Here is a 20,771-nt window from a genome sequence, read left to right on the forward strand (position 1 = left end):
TTAAGGTTTTCATTATTAATCTGATTGTTGATCAAATAGTAATGGAATTAATTCCTTTCCTCCTTTGTCGTTTAAATGATCTTGATTAGAAAAGTAATCATTATTGTTAATGAAAATAGTTCTGTAATCCAGAACCTTAAGTCCTTTTTTTGTAAATAATTCGGAAGCACCATGAGACACATTTCTTGTCAATTCTAAATAATCCCTGGTTAAAGGATATTGTATACCAATAAGCGTAATATTATGATCATTACATAATTTTATAATAGCTTCGAGATGAGAAATAAGTTGTTCCGAATTATAAGAATCGGGGTGTTGATATTCAAACCTAATATTAGCATCAGCCAAGCGCTCTACTTCACTTAATTGCTCCCATGATTTTATAGCTCTATTATTAATTTGATTGCTATCACTTTTAAAGTAGGAAGTGATGTGGTTTTTTAAAATTGTACGTTTCTTAGGTTGTAAAAGAGCAATGTTAAACAGTAATTTGTCTTTAAAATATTGAAATGAATTTGGATAATCTTCTTGTGTAGCATAGTAAATCGAACGATCTAAATTATTAGAACCTTCTCTATAAGGACTTAAAGTGTGATCGTCTACAGTAAGATAAATGGTATCTACCTTGGTATACTTTATAAGATAATTAAGTTTTCTTTTCATATCCATATAGGAATCACTCTCTGCCGAAAAATTATAAACCCCATATGTTTCTGTGTGTGTTTTTAATGGTAAACCACGAGAGTCTGATAGTAAATAGGAATGAAAGTCTAATGCATGTTCTTTGTAAGAGCCCAAGTATAATTCATTTCCGTAGTGGTTAAGTATTGTGTTTAAAACCACTAGAATGGATAAAAAATAAAAAATATTGATAATGAATTTTTTCATATAGATCACCGTTAGAATTGAAAATATATAAATTCAATTTCTTCAGAAAAGTTACCGAAAAAATAAATTACGATTATAAGTATAATATAAATTAACCAACGTAAGAATTTGTTTGCAGGAAGACATTCTATACCATATTTGTTTTCTCTTCCGAGCCACTCTACAATACTAAAAGTTATAATAAGTATAATTATATCTGTAGGTCTAATTTCTGGAATTGTAAAAAGAGATTTTGAAAACATCAAAGAAATGTAGCTCCAAGCATGCTGAATACTTTCAGCTCTAAAAAATATCCAAGCAAAGACAGTAAGTGAAAAAGTTAGCAGTATTTGAACTGACGCTTTGAAGGAGGGGAAGTAACTTCCTTGTGCAACAACGTCTAAATTGTTTCTATTGTTTTTTGTAAGAAATAGAGGTAAAAAGAATAAGGCATTTAAGGCACCCCAAGCTATAAAAGTCCAATTGGCACCATGCCAAAAGCCACTAACAATGAAAATAATAAAGACATTTCGTATTTTAATTTGTACAGGACCGCGACTTCCTCCCAATGGAATATAAAGATAGTCTCTAAACCAAGTTGAAAGTGAGATGTGCCAGCGTCTCCAAAACTCTGCAATGTCTCGAGAAAAATATGGAAAAGCAAAGTTTTGTTTTAGATTGAAACCAAACAAACGAGATGTCCCTATGGCAATATCAGAATAGCCTGAAAAATCGCCATAGATTTGAAATGTAAAAAACAAGGCACCTATAGCTAAAGTACTTCCAGAGTATTCAGATGAGTTGTTAAAAATGGCATTGGCGTATTGGGCACAATTATCTGCAATAACGATTTTTTTAAATAAGCCCCAAAGTATTTGTCGCATACCATCAACGGCTTTTGAGTAATCAAATTTCCGTTTAATATAAAACTGAGGCAGTAGGTTGGTTGCACGCTCAATAGGACCAGCTACTAATTGAGGAAAGAAACTTACAAATGCCGAGAATGCAATCAAATCTTTAGTTGGTTCAAGTTTTCTTTTGTAAACATCTATAGAATAACTTAGTGTCTGAAATGTGTAAAAACTGATACCAACGGGTAAAATAATGTTGAGAGAACCTACGCTGATATCTGCCCCAAAGAAGGAAAAAGCAGTTATAAAGTTATCTACAAAGAAGTTATAATATTTAAAGAAACCAAGAAAGCCAATATTAACGAAAATGCTTGTCCATAGAAGCAGCTTTCTTTTAGAAGCGTTCTCTTGTTTTGATAGGCTAATTCCTATGAAATAATCAACTAGTGTGCTGGTTAATATTAATGATAAAAATCTCCAATCCCACCATCCATAGAAGAGGTAGCTGGCCAAAACAATTAGCAGGTTTTGTGATTTTAAGTTTTTGTTTGTGACAAACCAATATAGTATAAAAACAATGGGTAAAAATACGGCAAAGTCAATAGAGTTAAATAGCATTCTTTAGTTTTAACTGTTTAAGATTTTAGACGCTATATTAGATGAAGAATTAAATTTTTGTATAATTCTGGTCGAAATTGGTCAACACTAAAGTAGGAAAAGAAACGGAATCTATATAGAATTAATATTGAATTTTTCAAATGCGATTCATTGGATTATTTTACTTCGATTTGGAGATAAAATAAATGCACTATGCTGAATACTATAGGCTTATTGCCATGAGATTTCCTTGCGCAACTACATATATTATTTAAAAGTGTCAGTTCCTTAGTCTAAAGTCAGAAATGAGCATGGCATGATCAGAGGCATTATGATAATGTTTAGTCAACTTAATTGGCTCGTGTCGCTTAGATAACCAAATATGATCTAGTTCTAATAAGGGAATACCAAGCGGCCAAGTTGCGGTAAAACCATTGCTGAAATGATGAAAACTGGTAAAATTAGATTCGTATGGTTTAAAAAACGTGCTCTCATATGGCGCATTAAAATCGCCAACAATAAGGTCTACATCATTATTTTGGGCATAGTTAACTACAAACTCTAAAGGTGCTTTTTTGTTAACAAAAACATTTGCTGTTAGATCTGTAATCATCAACTTAATATGAGATGTTTTAGTACTAATGTCTAATAAATTGACTTTATAAGCATCTTCTTTTAGGTTAAAATCAAGTAATGTAATATCTCCTTTAGCAGCAACCAACATGGCTCCTTTTAAAGTTATAAAGTTATAATTTGATAATGCTGTTTTTAGGGCATCCAAATTTTTTAATGTTGTATGAGGGGCTTCAACAAATGCTAAAATTTCGGGTTGGTAAACATTAACTTGGTTTGTAATACTAGAAATAGATAATTGTTCTCGCTTTGCGAGATTCCAAAATAAAATTTTAGAATTCCCTTTATTTGCTAGTGGTTTAGAAGATAAATAGTAATTCCCGAGCCAATGGAGACTGAGTAAGCACACCACTATTAATAAGGCAATTCTATATGTTTTTCTTCGGAAATATAAACCTAGTAATAGCAATCCAGAAAGTATTAAAAGAGGTAGAGGGGAAGCATAAAATACAATACTCAATGGAAAGAGATAATCTTTCAAAATGAAATGTGTCAGCAACAAAAAAGCATATCCAATGAGGAAAAATGCTTTGTAGTTTTTTTTAAGTTTTAGAGTCAAGACCATAATACAGGTTCTAAAACAAAAAGTCTTTAGAATTATTGTATGAGATCATTTCAGGGAGGACATTCTTTTCTACCTTTTTTTTGTCTTCACGAATGATAAGCAATTAGGAGTTGTATTAAAGCACAAAGGAAACCTGTACAATGTTATGGCTATTACATAGATGTTCAAAATGGAGTGCTGACCTATCACGAGTTACAATAAAAAAAGATTGCCAACGGGCAACCTTTTTTATTAATCTATAAAATGTATATAGTTATAGTATTGAAACAAATAGACCTTCATCGGTTTTTTCAACTTTAGCAACCTTCTTACTAGTTAAACCCTTGATGGTTTTGTCCCATTTTTTATTACTCAATCCAGATTGAGACTTTAAGCTGTTTAAACCAACTGGAGAGTTAGATTTAAGTAATTCAAAAACAGCTTTTTCTTCTTCGGTCATCTCTACTTGCTTTTTCTCTGGTCGCATTTGCGGAAAGAATAGCACTTCTTGAATTGATTGATTGTTCGTTAAAAACATGATTAATCTATCCATTCCAATTCCCATTCCAGATGTAGGAGGCATACCATATTCTAGGGCTCGAAGAAAATCATGATCAATAAATTCGGTAGCTTCGTCATCACCTTTTGCAGCCAATTTCAGTTGGTGTTCAAAGCGTTCACGTTGATCAATTGGATCATTTAATTCTGAGTATGCATTAGCAATTTCCTTACCACAAACCATTAATTCAAAACGCTCTGTTAAATCTGGGTTTTCTCGATGCTCTTTACATAATGGGCTCATTTCCTTAGGGTAGTCTGTAATAAATGTTGGTTGAATGTAATTACCCTCACATTTCTCACCAAAAATTTCATCTATCAATTTACCTTTACCCATGGTGTCATCAACCTCAATGCCCATATCTTTTGCAGCTTGACGAATGTCGTCTTCCGATTTACCAGTAATGTCAAAACCTGTAAAATGTTTTATAGAATCTGCCATTGTAACACGAGCATAGGGTGCTTTGAAGTTAATGTGGTGTTCACCAAAAGTAGCTTCAGTTGTTCCATTAACAGCCATTGCACAGTGCTCTAATAAACGCTCACAAAAATCCATCATCCAGTTGTAATCTTTATAAGATACATAGATTTCCATGGCTGTAAATTCAGGGTTGTGAGTTCTATCCATGCCTTCATTTCTGAAATTCTTAGAGAACTCATAGACACCATCAAAACCGCCTACAATAAGACGTTTTAAGTACAGTTCATTTGCAATTCTCATATACAACGGAATATCCAAACTATTGTGATGTGTCACAAACGGTCGTGCAGCAGCCCCTCCAGGAATAGGTTGTAAAATAGGAGTCTCTACTTCAAAGTATCCAGAGTTATTAAAAAACTCACGCATAGCATTGAATAATTTTGTTCTCTTAACGAATACCTCTTTAACATGAGGATTTACAACAAGATCAGCATAGCGTTGTCTGTAACGTTGTTCAGCATCAGTAAAAGCATCATGTACTTTTCCTTCACTGTCAACACGTGGTTGAGGTAGTGGCTTAAGCGCTTTACTTAACAATGTGAAATCTTTTACCATAACCGTTTTTTCTCCAACTTTGGTAGTAAATAGTTCGCCTTCAATACCAATAAAGTCGCCAATATCTAGGAGTTTTTTATAAACATCATTGTATTTGCTTTTATCATCTCCTGTACAAATTTCATCCCTGTTAAAATACACCTGAATTCTACCCGCACTATCCTGTAGCTCAGCAAAACTGGCGCTTCCTTGAATACGACGAGACATTAATCGACCAGCAATAACCACTTTTTTGCTTTCCTCAAACATATCTTTTATCTGTTTGGAAGTATGATTTACAGGATATAAATCTGCAGGATAAGGGTTAATACCTAAGTCTCTTAATTTTGCGAGTTTATCGCGTCTTACCAATTCTTGTTCTGAAAGTTGCATTCTATATTTATTTTAGGCAGCAAAATTACATTATTTACAAGAATTAACGTAAAAAAACCACTGGGTTTTATGTTCCTAGTGGTCTTTATAAGTGATGTTTGTTTTATTTTGATTTTAAAGCCTCTAGATTTTCAACGAGGTCTTTGTTGTCTGGAAATAATTTAATTGCCTTTTCTATAACGTCTACTGCTTTTTTTGAGTGGCCATTAACACCTAAAGTATTGGCCAAACTCATGTAAGTTCTTGGGTTGTCTGGGAACAGTTTTGTGTTTAATTTAAATACCTCAAGAGCTTCCTCTATTTCATTATTAGCATATAGGATTCTTCCATAGGTATTGAGTTCAAACATACTAGATACTTTTCCTTCAAAAGACTTAACTAATTTTTTAGCTCGTTTCTTTAAGCCATTTAACCCATCATCTTTTAAGATATTATGAACTTTTGATACGATATGGTAGTTTGAAGTGTAGTTATTTTTAGTGACAATATTTAACATGTCCTTTTCTAAAGTCTCTACTGGATGTTCTACAATACGATTTACTTCAGTGCGATTTTTATAGAAAATAATTGTTGGCACGCGATGAATGTTTAAACCTGCTTCATCATGGTTGGGGCTTTGTTTGTACATGTATGGTTTTCTACTTACAGCAATTACAGTAAGTTGCTCTTTGGGGAAATTGCAGGCCTCTAAAATTTTATAGAAATGGGGTACTTCTTTTTTACTATCGCCACACCAAGTTCCCATAAACAGAGTAATGTTGAAATCACTTAGTTTAGATTTTAATTCTGAAATTGTGGCTTGATCGATTTTATAGTCATCATAGTTTTTTGAAAACCAAGAATTGTAATGACCAGATGTTAATCCAGTTTTGTCAATTTTTCCGAGCAAAAAAGGTGTTTCTCCTTCAATTGTAACTTCATTATTTATGGATTGAGCATGTATATGAAAGGAGATAGCTAGTGTAATTATAAGTGTGGTAATGTTTTTTATCATGATGATGGTTTATATTAATAAGGAAAAGTAACCTACCCTTTTTGAGCATCGTCAAAAAAATTATAATCAAATCCTGACGTGTTTTGACGCTGCTCAAAGCGTAGATGTAAAAACTAAAACGAATTACTTCGATGCGACGATGTTTCCTTTGATTTTAAGAATTTTGTTACCACCTTCAGCATTAGATGTTACAGTAATGGTCTTGGTAAAAGCACCAAGTCTCTTAGTGTCATACTTAATACTTAACTCCCCAGATTCACCTGGCATGATAGGAGTTTTAGAATAGCTTGGTACAGTACACCCACAGCTCGTTTTTACCTTAGTGATTAATAAAGGTGCATCTCCCGTATTTGTAAAACTAAAAAGTCTTGTGCCATCAGAATTTTGAGTTATGGTTCCATAATCAACCGTTTCGGTTTTAAATTTGATTACGGCAACTTTTGTGTCATAGTTGTAAAATTCTGCTGGAGCAGCATTAAATAAACCTAGTGTTAGTACTAGTAAGATTGCAATGTTTAATGTTCGTTTCATAATTGAAATTTTAAATGATTAATATGAAAACAAACATCTAGATTATTGATGTGAAATTTGTGAAAGTTAAGGTTGAAATGAGTACTAGTACCTGGGTTGAAATTTGTAACTAACTGTTAAACAGTGATTTTAGTTCGTCTCTTGAGTTGACGTTTAATTTCTTATAAACGTTGTTTACGTGTGTTTTTACAGTACTTACACTAACAAAAAGGGCGTCGGCAATGTCTTTATTCGTTTTATTGTCTAGTAAAAGGTCTAACACATTTTGTTCTTGTTTTGTAAGTTGCTCTTTGGCTTGGCTTTGTTGTTTTGCTTTTCTTTTTTTTACCGAAGTAATAAACCAAACGTTAGCTAAAAGTGATAGTATTAATAATCCTATTAAGAGATAAGTCCAGTTAAAATCAGATTTGTAATCAGAGGGTGATACAATAAATTTATCGGAGGTTAATTCGGCTTCATACTGTTTCGCATATGACGAATTAGGATAATCATCTTGTAGACGACCAAGTAATTCGTCATAGTAGTTATTAGATTTTAAATCCTCAAGATAATAGTTGTGAAATTGATTGCCGCGATCAGATAAAAAAGCATAAATGTATAGTTCGGCCAAAGGTTCATCAAGTGTTTCTCCAAAATCTTGGAGGGTTTTAAACCATTTTTTGTTATTGAGATCTCTATTGGCTTTACTTCGAAACTCTGAATAAGCAAACTTCATTTCTTCTTTTAGAGAGTCTACCTTAATAAATGCAGCAGTTCTAGGATTATTAGAAATAATATCGCAAAACATTTGAGCATCAAACGAAAGAGGAAATGTAATAGTGTCTGTACGTTTTGCAATAAAGAGAATGTCTTTACTATCTGTGCAATGCCCTTCAAAGTGATTACTGCCTTGATTAAAAGATGTACAGTTATCTACATGTAACTTGTATATTTTTTGATTAGGATCTAGTTGATTACCAGTAAATTGAAAAAAGCCATCGGCGTTTGTTGATGTTTTAGTTATAATTTGCTCGTCATTAATGCCATCAAGTGTACGATAATCTTCAATCACAGAGAGGTAAACCTCGTTTTGCCAGCGGTTGTTGTCAATATAACCTTTAAAATTATGTTGAGCTGTAGCAGCCGTTCCAAAGCAAATAAATATAAGTATATAGAGTAGGTGTCTCACAGCACTAAACTAGTATTTTTTTAATTAATAGGAAATGTGAAGTTCAAATAAATTGAAATGTAACAATTGTTTAAAGATAACGTCCTATAGTTACATCATCAATCATCAAAAAAATTAAATTATGAGTTTTTGGAGAGTAATACTCGCAATCATTTTTCCGCCTTTATCGGTTATTGGAAAAGGATGTGGGTCAATTTTCATTGTTTTTCTACTGTGGATTTGTGGCTGGGTTCCTGGAGTAATAGCAGCTTTAGTTATTCTTAACAATCCTGAAAGATAAATTGTATCTTTGCGTTTCTTAATCAATTATATTTTAAAATGAAACGATATTTATTTGTAGTAGCAAGTCTTTTATTATTAACAAGTTGCAACTTTACTGAAGAAATTACATTTAACGAAGATGGCTCTGGTGAGTTTATCATGAGTTATGATATGGGGGAAGTCATGAAAACCGTAGAAGAGAAAATGGGCGGAGGCCAAAGTGACGAAGGAAAGGAAAATGTAAAGATGGATAGTATTATCTATTTTAAAGATATGTTGACAGAAAAGGCAGATAGTATTTCGAAATTACCTCAAGAAGAACAAGATAAACTCAAAGCATTAGAAAATATTGTAATGCGTATGAAAATGGATCAGGAAGAAGGTCTGTTTAATATTGGCATAGGATCATCTTTTAAGAGTTTAGCAGAACTTCCTGAAACCTTAGAAAATATAGAGAATGCTAAATCTCTAAACTCTAAGGGAGACCCATCATTTTCAAAAATGGGAGAAAGTCAAGTGGCAAAGGCATCTGAAGGTATGTTTGAGTATATCGATTTTTCCTATGATGGAAAAACATTCTCAAGAAGTTTAAAAGAAGGATATAAAAAGTCCGATCAAGATTTTGAAGCTTTGAACACAGAGATTTCTGAAATGGGAGAAGCTAAAGAAATGTTTGAAGCTATGAGTTATACTGTAATTTATAACTTTCCGAAGCCTATTAAATCTGTGACTAATAAAAATGCCGAAATTAGCAAGGATAGGAAAACAGTACGACTAAAAATGAACTTTATTGAAATGATAAAATCACCTGAAAAGATGGTTTTAGACGTGGTACTAGAAGATTAGACTATTGAATAAAAACATAAAACTTGAAGATTTAGGAACTAAAGACTTTAAAGAAACTTGGGATTACCAAGAACAACTTTTTAAAGGGATTTTAGATACTAAAATTAAAAATAGACGTGAGGATGCTGGATTGGAAACAGATAATTACTTTCTGTTTGTAGAGCATCCTCATGTTTATACTTTAGGCAAAAGCGGAGATGTTTCTAATATGCTTTTATCTGAAGAACAGCTTACTCAAAAAGGAGCTACATTCTATAAAATAAATAGAGGAGGAGATATTACCTATCATGGCCCTGGGCAAATTGTGGGTTACCCTATTTTAGATTTAGATAATTTCTTTACAGACATTCATAAATATCTTAGATTTCTGGAAGAAGTTATCATTCTTACCCTAGCAGAATATGGGTTAGAAACCAAACGAAGTCCTGGCGAAACAGGAGTTTGGCTTGATGTTGGAACACCATTTGCACGGAAAATTTGTGCCATGGGAGTACGTGCTAGTCGCTGGGTGACCATGCATGGTTTTGCTCTTAATGTTAATGCTAATTTGGGGTATTTTGATAATATTATCCCTTGTGGAATTAGAGGGAAAGCTGTCACATCCTTAAATGTAGAATTAGGTGTTGATAGGGTTAATGAGGATGAGGTAAAAGAGAAACTGCTCAAACATTTTAAAGCACTTTTTGAAGCCACATTTGTCTAGTTAATTTTTAACTTTATAGCGTTTTCTTTTCTTTAATTCTTTATTTGGATAACCTTCAAAGTATATTGGAATAGCAAGGTCTCTTTCTTTTCTAACTACAAAATGCAAATGAGGCCCACTAGTGAAACCAGTTAAACCTGAAACTCCAATTTTTTGACCTTTTACGATACGATCTCCAATCTTTACAAAACTACCTTTGTAGTCGAGATGAACATATGATGCCATTGTACCATCATCATGTAAAACTACTATTCTGTTTGCTTTCTTAACAAATGATTTGTCGCCATGTAGAGTAAACCAATCAATAACCTGTACAACAAGTCCCTCTCTAGCGGCATAGACTGGTTCACCTATATCCATTTGAAAATCAATAGCGAACAATGACGTTGGTTTGCTGTGCGACGATTTTCCTCCAAAACTTTGACTCACACTATGTTTTTTGCCCTCTTGAAAAGGTAGTCGATACTGATAGCTTGTATCAGGATTTATAAGCGATTTATGTCCATAATAATAACCAACTTTAAGACTGTCATTAAAGCGTTTTGCGATGACTGTATCCGATGTGTTAAGCTCGTAGGAAATAACAACGATACTATCCTGCGCTTTTAGTAATTTAGAAAACAATTCGTTATTTGTTTTTCTATCTCTTATGATAATTTCAGTGGCGATTAACAGTTTGTTTTTAGCTTTAAGTTTTAAGCTATCCCCTTCAGTCTTCCAATAAAATTCTATTTCATCGTCATAAGAAAAAGGTTGGTTTTTTGCTTTTTGCCCGAAACTAAACTTAGATATTAATGTAAAAATGATAACGTAATAAAGTAATTTCATACTACATAGATGTACTGATATCGATTTTGTTACAGGCGGTTACCAATGAAAATTTCTGTTTTTTATCGATACACTATCTGGAACTAACACATCAACAATGGTGCTTTCTTTCGAAGAAAACTGTTTATGTCTAAATTCTAAAACCAATTGTGCTTCACTAAGGTCTAAAATTTTAAAGAATTTATAGTTCACATCTAAATGTAATAACTTTTGAAGTTGCCCTCCTTTAAGCTTTATGTATGGATAACCATCATCTGAGGAGTATAGTGTCCAATTCGTTGTAAGGGTCTCACCGCAATCACTAAAATGGCCGTTATTGTCGTGCATCGTACTGTCGGTTTTATAAGTCACTCTATAAGATAAAAAGCAATCTCCCATGTTCATTCGTACATTATTGTTTGTGCGTTTTGCGAGTTTCCAAACTTTAGCAGAATCTCCGGCAATTAAACGGATAGCATTTTTAGGCATTTTGAAAGGTGCTTTCTTTTCATTAGCACAAGAAGACAGAATAAAAACACTAATAAAGATGCAAAGAATTTGGTGTTTTGAACAAATCATTATTTTATAATTGGTTAGTTATATTTTAGCTACACTTTTCATGCCAACCAGAAATGTTAGTAATTTATAAATGAGATTATATTGATATATAGAAAATTTTCTATATATTTGTTTTATGAAAGAAGAGTTTCTTCATTATGTATGGATGTACAAGAAATTCGATGTTCTCAATTTACAAACTACGCAACAAGAACCGTTGCAAATAATTTCGGGTGGAAGATTGAATTCCAATAGCGGTCCAGATTTTTTCAACGGTCAGTTGCGTATTAATCAGCAACTTTGGGTTGGAAACATAGAGATTCATGTGAAATCTAGTGATTGGTATGTTCATGGACATGAAAAAGATTGTACTTATGATAATGTGATTTTGCACGTGGTCTATGATCATGATACAGAAATTTTCAGAAAAGACAACTCAATCATTCCAACCTTGGTACTCAAGCCTCTTATCAAACCTAGCGTATTTAAAAACTATCAACGTCTTTTGAGTTCAAAGAATGCTTGGATTAATTGTGAAAAGGACTGTTCAAATGTGTCTACATTTGTTTTGAATAATTGGTTTGAACGCCTTTACATAGAGCGTCTAGAACGAAAATCCAAAATGATTGAAGATCTACTTAAATCTTCAAAAAATGACTGGGAAGCTGTATTATTTAAACTACTAGCTAGGAATTTCGGGCTTAAAGTCAATGGTGAATCTTTTTTTAGTTTGGCCCATTCTATTCCATATGTAATTATAAGAAAATCGCACACGCAATTATTAACATTAGAAGCACTGCTATTTGGACAAGCTGGATTATTAGATGATAAAAGTAGCGCTGTTTATTATAATAATCTTCAAAAAGAATACCAGTTTCTTAAGCAAAAATTTGGATTAAATAATTATGGAGTAATCCCATTTCAATTTTTTCGATTACGGCCTTCAAATTTTCCAACGATAAGATTATCACAATTAGCCAATTTATATCATAGAGAGCATGCAGTTTTTTCTAAGGCAATGTCACTTGATAAACTTTCAGACTTTTATAAGTTGTTTGGCACTGAGGCATCATTATTTTGGGAGTCTCATTTTACATTTAGTAAAAGTTCTAAGCAATCAAAAAAACAAACAACTAAAACCTTTATGGATTTACTTATAATAAATACAGTATTGCCCTTGAAGTTTTATTACACAAATCAAAAAGGACATTCAGATCACGAAAACATCTTTAATATTATAAAAGAAATTGCCTCAGAAAAAAATACGATAGTTGAAGGTTTTGGCAAGTTGAAGCTCGTTTCGAATTCTGCAATGACTTCTCAAGCATTAATTCAGCTAAAAACAGAATATTGTGATAAAAACAAGTGTTTAAAATGTGCGATTGGGAATTCACTTTTAAGTAAATAAAGTTTAAATTGCGGTGTGAAACAGTTTTATCAAATACTATATTATTTTCAAAAACGAGGGTATTATGTTTGCCAACGTATAGCAGATCGTTTAGGAATAAGAGCAAAGGTTGTACGAACGTCTTTTATGTACTTGACGTTTGCTACACTTGGTTTTGGTTTCGCATTGTATTTGTTTTTTGCATTTTGGATAAAAATCAAAGACATTATTTATACCAAACGATCTTCAGTATTTGACCTTTAACCTTTTAGCACGTGATAAAACCTATAAATCCTTTGATAAAACTATTTAGAGTTAAAATCTACACAGCAGTTTTTTTGTTGTTGATACTGCTTTTTATTGGGGTTATCGGATTTAAAATCATGTCTAATTATTCATGGGTTGATGCTTTATATATGACCGTAATTACGATTACTACGGTAGGATTTCAAGAAGTGCATCCGCTAGATGATACAGGTAAAATTTTCACTATTTTTTTAATCTTGGCAAGCGTTGTTATTCTTGGTTATGCCATTACGGTAATTACAGAGTATATATTAAGCAAGAACAATTTTGAAGAACTAAAACAAAAAAAGATGCAAAAGAAAATAGACAGCTTAGCTAACCATATCATTATTTGTGGTTATGGAAGAAATGGCAAACAGGCAGCCAAAAAACTTCTAGCTTATAAGAAACCGTTTGTGGTCATTGAAAAGGACAAAGATATTATGGATAAGTTTCAAAGTGAAATGGTACCATTTGTTTTAGGAAATGCCAATGAAGATGAAATACTTTTGCAAGCAGGAATAGATAGAGCAGATACCTTAATATCGGCATTACCAAATGATGCTGATAATTTGTTTGTCGTACTATCTGCTAGGCAAATTAATACGAATATGAACATTATAAGCCGAGCATCTCAGGAAACGTCCTATCAAAAATTAAAACTAGCAGGAGCGAATAATGTGATTTTGCCAGATAGAATAGGTGGAGATCATATGGCGTCTTTGGTTGTTGTCCCAGATTTAATAGAATTTATTGATAACCTGTCGATAGTTGGTAAAGCAAATATTAATATAGAGGAAATATCCATAGAAAAGTTATACGATGCTACCAAAACTAAAACCATCCGAGATTTAGACCTCAGAAAAAAAACGGGCTGTACGGTAATTGGTTATAAGGACGAGGCTGGAGATTATATTGTAAACCCAGAGGCAGATATGAAGTTAGTGCCAAAATCAAAAATTATTGTTTTAGGAAGACCAGAGCAAATCCAAAAGCTTAATTCCATTTACAATATAGACTAATCTCGATTTCATTTTAACAGGGTGTTCTTTAAAAAGTCGATTTTTTTTAGCATCTTGTGACCTTTATTAAAAACTAACTAATTTAAATATATCAAGTATGAAGAAGTATCTTCTTTCCATTTTCACAGTTATTTTACCATTATTAACTTTTGCTCAAGAGCCTGAAAAAGGAATAGACCAAATTATTGATGAAAAATTTGGTGATGCAACAGGCTGGTTTGTAAATTTCATATTCTATCAAATTGATTTTGGTGGAGGCGTTAAGGTGTTTTGGGTGCTATTCCCATTAATTCTGGGAGCACTTTATTTTACATTCTATTTTAAAGGAATCAACCTTAGAGGATTTTTTACTTCAATTAATATTGTAAGAGGAAAATATGATGATATAGATCACCACGAATCTCTTGTAGGAGCAGGTGATTCTACACCTGGAGGAGATGCTATAGAAACAATAGCTGTTGAAGGACACGAAGGAGAGGTATCACACTTCCAAGCATTAACTGCAGCCTTATCTGCAACAGTAGGTTTAGGAAATATAGCAGGTGTAGCTATTGCAGTATCGATTGGTGGAGCAGGAGCAACATTCTGGATGATTGTTGCAGGTTTATTAGGTATGGCTTCAAAATTTGTAGAATGTACATTAGGTGTAAAGTATAGAGATATTGCAGAAGATGGTACTGTTTATGGAGGTCCTATGTATTACTTAACTAAAGGACTTAAGTCTAAAGGTTTTGCGGGCTTAGGAAAGGTTTTAGCTGTGCTGTTTGCCATTTTTGTTATTGGCGGATCTTTTGGTGGAGGAAATATGTTCCAAGTTAATCAGGCTTTTCAATTAGTTGAAAGTATTACTGGTGGAAGTGAATCATTTTTACATGGTAAAGGATGGTTGTTTGGACTCGTAATGGCTGTATTTGTAGGTATTGTAATTATTGGTGGTATTAAGAAGATTGCCAAGGTAACAGATAAGATTGTACCATTTATGGTTGTTATTTATGTTGCGGCTTCACTCTTTGTGATTTTTGCTAATTATAATATGATTGGAGATGCTTTTGCTCAAATATTTAATGGAGCATTTAGCCCAGAAGGAGTTGCTGGTGGAGCAATTGGTGTATTGGTTCAAGGATTTAGACGAGCGGCATTTTCTAATGAAGCAGGGGTTGGATCGGCTTCTATTGCCCATTCAGCTGTAAAAACAAAGTATGCAGCAAGTGAAGGAATGGTAGCATTATTAGAACCATTTATTGACACTGTTGTGGTTTGTACAATGACAGCTTTAGTTTTAATTATAACAGGAAATGTAACGGCTGCAAATGCAGGATTAAATGATGCGCAAGCTATATTATTAACGTCTGGAGCATTTGAATCTGCTATTTCATGGTTCCCATATGTATTAACTGTAGCAGTTGTTCTATTTGCTTTTAGTACAATGATCTCTTGGTCTTACTATGGCTTCCAAGGTTGGGCATACCTATTTGGTAGAACTAAAAAAATGGAATATACTTATAAAGTTATTTTCTGCATGTTTGTAGTTGTTGGAGCGGCAGCAAGTTTAGGCTCTGTTATTGGATTCTCCGATGCCATGATTTTTGCAATGATGGTACCAAACATGGTCGGTTTAGTTATTCTGGCACCTAAAGTACGAGATGAATTGTCTAAATATATGAAAGCGATTAAAGACGGTCGAAAAGCATAGTATAAAATGAAAAATATAAAATCCCACTTCACGTTTACTAAACAACAACGGAGTGGGATTTTTTTGTTGGTAGTACTCATATTGGTGCTCCAAGTTATTTACTTTACAGTTGATTTTTCTTCGGAAAAGTATGATGACAACACAGAAATTGTAGCACAATTTAGAGCTGAAGTAGATTCTTTAAACTTAGTAAAACTTGAAGAAACTAAACCTAAAATATATCCGTTCAACCCTAATTTTATTACCGACTATAAAGGCTATACACTTGGCATGTCTAATGAAGAGATTGACAGGTTGCATACTTTCAGAAATGCTAATAAGTGGGTGAATTCTGCTAAAGAATTTCAGAAAATAACAAAGATATCTGACACCTTATTAGCTAAAATATCTCCTTACTTTAAGTTTCCAGATTGGGTTACAAACCCGAAGTCAAAAATAAAGTATCAAACCTCATATACATACGATTCGAAGCCCAAAGATTATGAACAGAAGATAGATTTGAATACAGCTTCGGCAGCTCAGCTAAAACGGGTCAATGGCATTGGTGAAAAGTTGTCTGAGCGTATTGTTAAATACAGAGACCGTTCAGGTGGTTTTATTGCAGACGTTCAGCTTCAAGAAGTGTATGGTCTGTCTCCAGAGGTTATAGAGCGAGTGCTCAATGAGTTTACAGTAAAGTCTGCAAAACCCATTTCAAAATTAAATATAAATACAGCTACAATTGACGAATTGGTAACCATAAAATATATCGACTACGAGATTGCTTATCATATCATCGAGCAACGTACACTACGAGAGGGATTTAAATCTTTCGATGAATTAACAAAAGTTAAAGGTTTTCCTGTTAAAAAAAGTGAGATAATTAAGCTATATTTGACATTCGATTAATGATCACTAAAAAAGCAGACCATGAGCAGTATGTACTTCACAGAAGAACATGAATTATTTCGACAAAGTTTAAAGGATTTTTTACAAAAAGAAGTTGTTCCACATCTAGATAAATGGGAAGAAACTGGACATATTGAACGTTTCATCTGGAAGAAATTTGGTGAAATGGGGTTTTTCGGATTGGCATATCCTGAAGCTTATGGTGGTATGGATCTCGATTTGTTTTACACCGTGATTTTGCTTGAAGAACTCCAAAAGATAAACTCTGGAGGATTCGCGGCTGCAATTTGGGCGCATGCTTATTTGGCAATGACACATGTTAATAAAGAAGGAGATCATGCAATCAAAGAAAAATATTTAGCACCTAGTATTACAGGTGATAAAATAGGGTGTCTATGTATTACCGAACCTTTTGGAGGTAGTGATGTAGCAGGAATGAGAACTACTGCCGTTAAAGAAGGTGATAGTTACGTGATTAACGGTTCAAAAACGTTCATTACAAATGGCGTATATAGTGATTATCTCGTTGTAGCTGCAAAAACAAACCCTGAACTTGGTAATAAAGGCATTAGTATATTTATAATGGATCGCGATTTGCCTGGAGTTTCTGCAACAAAACTAGATAAATTAGGATGGAGAGCTTCTGATACAGGAGAGATTGCTTTTGATAATGTAAAAATTCCAGCATCTAATTTAATGGGTGAAGAAAATAAAGGGTTTCCTTACATTATGCAGCACTTTGCTTTAGAACGCCTAATCATGGGAATTAATGCACATGCAAGAGCAGAATTTGCTCTAGATTATGCTAAAACTTATATGAGCGAAAGACAAGCCTTTGGAAAGTCTATTAATAAATTTCAAGCCTTACGTCATACGTTTGCAGATTGTTATGCCGACATGACGATGTGCAAGGAATTTAACTATACTGTTGCTAGCAGATTAGATAAAGGAGAATATGTAGTAAAGGAAGCAACAATTTCTAAATTGCGCTCTACTAAAATGGCTGATGAAGTCATTTATCAATGTCTCCAATTTTTAGGAGGCTATGGATATATGGAAGAGTATCCAATGGCAAGATTGTTACGTGATAGTAGATTAGGACCAATAGGAGGTGGAACCTCGGAGATCCTTAGAGAAATAATTGCGAAGATGGTAATCGATGATAAAGATTACAAACCCGCTACCTGATATAATCTCAGGAAGAGATACTGGCTCATCAATTAAATAACATGCTTAGAATGGGAATTAAATTTTTAAAACATTGTTTAGCACTAGGAATATTGCTAATAACAACCACAGTATTCTCACAAACAGAAGTCAAAAATAAAATTGTTGACTTTGGAACGCTCTTACCTATTGAAAGTGCTAGTATTTATGTAAAGAATACAACTATTGGTACCGTGAGTAATTCTGACGGAAAGTTTCTACTTCAAGTCCCACAAGAATTTGCAAAAGATACCTTAATTATTTCATCAATTGGATACAAAAGTTACAAGATACCTGTAAACGAATTTGATAATACAGTTGATGTTTATTTAGAAGAAGATGTGGCGTCATTGGATGAGATTGTTCTTATAGCAGAAACGCGCCCAAAAACAGGGAATGAGATTGTACTAAGAGCCATGGAAAAGCTCTCTAATAATTTGCCAGACTCTGCATACATACAAAAAGGATTCTTAAGACATAAAGAACGAAATAAAATTGAGTTTAAATGGCTTATTGAAAGTGCGATAACGGTCTATGATTCTGGTTATGGTTCTAAAAGTTCAGATTACTTAAAAATTAATGTAGATCAAATGAGAAAGAGCTACGACCTTAGGGATGTGGATAGTATATTTTCATACGTGTCTTATAAAAATCAAAGTACAAGAAGTAGACGTTTAAAACCTAAAGACGTAAGACGGAGTCAGTTGCGTACATCTCAATTAGTAGACGCCATAAAATGGAATGACAATAGAGTGAACGGGCTTCAGAATATCTTTCAAGGCAAATTGAATTTGCTTCGTAATTCAAATGATGCAAAAGCCTTATTTGGAGAGAATATCCTAGATAAACATCAATTTGAATTGGATACAATTTTGGTGGATAATGATCGAAAAATCTATAAAATTAAAATTTCAGAAAGTACAGATTTTGTTGGACTTGGTACTAAAGGTATTTTTAATGAAGGCTACGTTGCCAATGGTTGGTTGTATATCTATTATGATAATTATGCTATAAAAAAGATAGAGTACGAACTTGTAGCTGCCTCAGATGCTCAAAAAGTAAGAAGTAAACGCTTGTTTGACACGCAAACGAATCATAAATTAATTATCACGTATATAGAATACGAAGATAAAATGTATCCCAATTACATTTATTACGAAACTCCTAAATTAGTTAACGTTGGCTTTAAAGCCGATGAAAAAGTAAGTGACGAAGAAAAAGAACGCTACAATAAAGAGGAACGTTATTATTACACAGTTCAAGAAATTCTCTTTTCTGAAATCATCTTAGATAAAGAGGTTATAAAGACAACTTTGGATGGCGAATGGGATATGGATATTTTTTCGCCAAAACCTTATAACAAAGCCTTTTGGAAAAATTATAATATCCTTCTTGAGAGCGAAGAGGATGAAAAAATGATTGAAGATTTAAGTCAGAGAGCATCACTTTTTAAAGATTAGAGAGGTTTTAAGACTTAAAACCACTTACTTATTAACACGAAAACGTTTTCGTAAACTTTTAGATTTTGGTTTAGTTATAGAATTATGTAACTTTTTTACGTAACCAAATCTTAAATCTTATGAAAAACCTTAAATGTTGTGGTATGGCATTAGTAATGTTGTGCCTTTTTAATTGTGAAAAAGAAAGCCTTCCTAGCTCGGAAGACCCTATTCAGCAAAAAGAAAATAATGAAATTGTTCAACGCGCCGGATTAAAACCAATTGGTGAAGGCGTTATGATGCAGGCTTTCTATTGGGATGTTCCGTCAGGTGGGACTTGGTGGAATACCATAAACTCAAAAGTAGCAGATTGGAGTAATGCTGGAATAGATGCTATTTGGCTTCCACCTGCGACTAAAGCCCAAAACGGACCATTTTCAATGGGATACGACCCTTTTGATTATTACGATTTTGGAGAATACAATCAAATGGGAAGCATTGAAACACGTTTTGGATCCAGAACCGAACTCACAACGATGATAAGTACCGCTCATCAAAACGGACTTAGTGTTATTGCAGATATTGTTATTAATCATAACAGTGGAGGAGACACAGAGGCTAATCCTTATACTGGAGGAAATACTTATACAGATTTCAACCCGCTTTCTGGTAATTTCTATAGATCGTCATCAGATTTTCATCCTAATAATATACATTCAAATGACACTGGAATCTTTGGTGGTTTTCCAGATTTGTGTCATCACCAAACTTATGTTCAAGATTGGCTTTGGAAAAACTCTAATAGTGTTGCAAAATATTATAGAGATGTTATTGGTTTTGATGGGTGGCGTTTTGATTATGTGAAAGGTTTTGAGCCTTGGGTAGTAAAAGATTGGAAAAACGAAGTAGGTGGTTTTTCGGTTGGCGAATATTGGGATAGTAATGTATCAACTCTAGATTGGTGGACGAACGCAGCAGAGGTAAGTGCTTTTGATTTTGCTTGCTACTATAAAATGAGAGATGCATTTATGGGTAATAACTTAAATGCTTTAAACGATAATATGCTTTGGAAACAAAATGCATCAAGAGCTGTCACTTTTGTTACTAACCACGATACCGATGAAATCATTAATAATAAGATCTTAGCTTATGCCTATATTTTGACTCACGAAGGGTATCCTACCATTTTCTATAGAGATTATGAAGAATGGTTAAATAAGGAACGTCTAAACAATCTCATTTGGATACATAATAATTTGGCCAGCGGTAATACTACGATCTTGCATACAGATAATGATGAATATGTTGCAAGGAGAAATGGCTATAATGGCCCAGGTTTAGTTGTATATATTAATAACTCAGACAACTGGCAAGAACGCTGGGTAGAAACGAATTGGTCAAATACTGTTATTAAAGATTTTACAGGTCATTCTAACTGGGAGCCAACAACTCAATATGGTAAATGGGTTAAGATACAAGCACCTCCTAAAAGTTATTCCGTTTGGTCTGTGAAATAGTGCTGAGT

General features: G+C 33.3%; 20 protein-coding genes. 11 read left to right on the top strand and 9 right to left on the bottom strand.

All coding sequences use genetic code 11. The annotated features are described in order from the left end of the window. Positions 1 to 15 precede the first annotated feature (15 nt). The 7 genes from Q0893_RS07705 to Q0893_RS07735 all read right to left on the bottom strand — a co-directional run bounded on the left by Q0893_RS07705 (position 16) and on the right by Q0893_RS07735 (position 8,151). Positions 16 to 888 (bottom strand): hypothetical protein, encoded by an 873-nt coding sequence (locus tag Q0893_RS07705; protein ID WP_299274050.1) that lies wholly within the window; start codon positions 886 to 888, stop codon positions 16 to 18. Positions 889 to 899: 11 nt separating this feature from the next. Beyond that, positions 900 to 2,336: an MBOAT family O-acyltransferase gene (locus tag Q0893_RS07710; RefSeq protein ID WP_299274053.1), complete on the bottom strand. Its 1,437-nt coding sequence runs from the start codon at positions 2,334 to 2,336 to the stop codon at positions 900 to 902. 259 nt (positions 2,337 to 2,595) lie between these two features. Beyond that, the gene (locus Q0893_RS07715) at positions 2,596 to 3,429 is read right to left on the bottom strand and encodes an endonuclease/exonuclease/phosphatase family protein (RefSeq protein WP_298900162.1); all 834 of its coding nucleotides are present in this window, start codon (positions 3,427 to 3,429) and stop codon (positions 2,596 to 2,598) included. A 337-nt stretch (positions 3,430 to 3,766) separates the two neighbouring features. After that, entirely contained in the window at positions 3,767 to 5,458 is a 1,692-nt protein-coding gene (lysS, locus tag Q0893_RS07720; RefSeq protein WP_299274056.1) for a lysine--tRNA ligase, read from the bottom strand. A gap of 103 nt (positions 5,459 to 5,561) precedes the next feature. Beyond that, complete coding sequence (locus tag Q0893_RS07725; protein ID WP_299274059.1) at positions 5,562 to 6,452, bottom strand: hypothetical protein; 891 nt, start codon at positions 6,450 to 6,452, stop codon at positions 5,562 to 5,564. 123 nt (positions 6,453 to 6,575) lie between these two features. Next, entirely contained in the window at positions 6,576 to 6,983 is a 408-nt protein-coding gene (locus Q0893_RS07730; protein ID WP_298900159.1) for a DUF1573 domain-containing protein, read from the bottom strand. 109 nt (positions 6,984 to 7,092) lie between these two features. Beyond that, entirely contained in the window at positions 7,093 to 8,151 is a 1,059-nt protein-coding gene (locus Q0893_RS07735) for a helix-turn-helix transcriptional regulator (protein WP_298900158.1), read from the bottom strand. Between the two features lie 121 nt (positions 8,152 to 8,272). On the opposite strand from Q0893_RS07735, the gene Q0893_RS07740 reads away from it, so the two are divergent. Genes Q0893_RS07740 through lipB form a run of 3 tightly spaced genes read left to right on the top strand, consistent with a single transcriptional unit; the run spans position 8,273 to position 9,961 of the window. Continuing rightward, the gene (locus Q0893_RS07740) at positions 8,273 to 8,431 is read left to right on the top strand and encodes a YqaE/Pmp3 family membrane protein (RefSeq protein WP_230936973.1); all 159 of its coding nucleotides are present in this window, start codon (positions 8,273 to 8,275) and stop codon (positions 8,429 to 8,431) included. A gap of 38 nt (positions 8,432 to 8,469) precedes the next feature. Then, complete coding sequence (locus Q0893_RS07745; protein WP_298900157.1) at positions 8,470 to 9,258, top strand: hypothetical protein; 789 nt, start codon at positions 8,470 to 8,472, stop codon at positions 9,256 to 9,258. Positions 9,259 to 9,262: 4 nt separating this feature from the next. Then, positions 9,263 to 9,961, top strand: coding sequence for a lipoyl(octanoyl) transferase LipB (lipB, locus tag Q0893_RS07750; protein WP_298900156.1), 699 nt, complete (start codon positions 9,263 to 9,265; stop codon positions 9,959 to 9,961). On the opposite strand, the gene Q0893_RS07755 is transcribed toward lipB, so the two are convergent. Next, complete coding sequence (locus Q0893_RS07755) at positions 9,962 to 10,789, bottom strand: M23 family metallopeptidase (protein WP_299274066.1); 828 nt, start codon at positions 10,787 to 10,789, stop codon at positions 9,962 to 9,964. Between the two features lie 39 nt (positions 10,790 to 10,828). Then, complete coding sequence (locus Q0893_RS07760; RefSeq protein WP_298900154.1) at positions 10,829 to 11,347, bottom strand: lipocalin family protein; 519 nt, start codon at positions 11,345 to 11,347, stop codon at positions 10,829 to 10,831. Between the two features lie 115 nt (positions 11,348 to 11,462). On the opposite strand from Q0893_RS07760, the gene Q0893_RS07765 reads away from it, so the two are divergent. The 8 genes from Q0893_RS07765 to Q0893_RS07800 all read left to right on the top strand — a co-directional run bounded on the left by Q0893_RS07765 (position 11,463) and on the right by Q0893_RS07800 (position 20,763). After that, the gene (locus Q0893_RS07765) at positions 11,463 to 12,734 is read left to right on the top strand and encodes a DUF2851 family protein (protein WP_298900153.1); all 1,272 of its coding nucleotides are present in this window, start codon (positions 11,463 to 11,465) and stop codon (positions 12,732 to 12,734) included. Between the two features lie 15 nt (positions 12,735 to 12,749). After that, entirely contained in the window at positions 12,750 to 12,977 is a 228-nt protein-coding gene (locus Q0893_RS07770) for a PspC domain-containing protein (RefSeq protein WP_298900152.1), read from the top strand. A gap of 32 nt (positions 12,978 to 13,009) precedes the next feature. Next, complete coding sequence (locus Q0893_RS07775) at positions 13,010 to 14,020, top strand: TrkA family potassium uptake protein (RefSeq protein ID WP_298901507.1); 1,011 nt, start codon at positions 13,010 to 13,012, stop codon at positions 14,018 to 14,020. 97 nt (positions 14,021 to 14,117) lie between these two features. Then, complete coding sequence (locus Q0893_RS07780; protein ID WP_298900151.1) at positions 14,118 to 15,713, top strand: sodium:alanine symporter family protein; 1,596 nt, start codon at positions 14,118 to 14,120, stop codon at positions 15,711 to 15,713. 6 nt (positions 15,714 to 15,719) lie between these two features. Continuing rightward, on the top strand, positions 15,720 to 16,601 hold the full coding sequence (locus Q0893_RS07785; protein WP_299274072.1) for a helix-hairpin-helix domain-containing protein: 882 nt from the start codon (positions 15,720 to 15,722) through the stop codon (positions 16,599 to 16,601). A gap of 21 nt (positions 16,602 to 16,622) precedes the next feature. Then, positions 16,623 to 17,789, top strand: coding sequence for an acyl-CoA dehydrogenase family protein (locus Q0893_RS07790; RefSeq protein WP_299274074.1), 1,167 nt, complete (start codon positions 16,623 to 16,625; stop codon positions 17,787 to 17,789). 50 nt (positions 17,790 to 17,839) lie between these two features. Next, positions 17,840 to 19,267, top strand: coding sequence for a carboxypeptidase-like regulatory domain-containing protein (locus Q0893_RS07795; RefSeq protein ID WP_299274077.1), 1,428 nt, complete (start codon positions 17,840 to 17,842; stop codon positions 19,265 to 19,267). A gap of 119 nt (positions 19,268 to 19,386) precedes the next feature. Next, positions 19,387 to 20,763 carry an alpha-amylase gene (locus Q0893_RS07800; protein WP_299274080.1) on the top strand — a complete coding sequence of 459 codons (1,377 nt, stop codon included), beginning with the start codon at positions 19,387 to 19,389 and terminating at the stop codon, positions 20,761 to 20,763. The last annotated feature ends 8 nt before the right edge of the window (positions 20,764 to 20,771 follow it).

The sequence above is a fragment of the uncultured Psychroserpens sp. genome (assembly GCF_947494225.1).
Taxonomy (GTDB): Bacteria; Bacteroidota; Bacteroidia; order Flavobacteriales; family Flavobacteriaceae; genus Psychroserpens.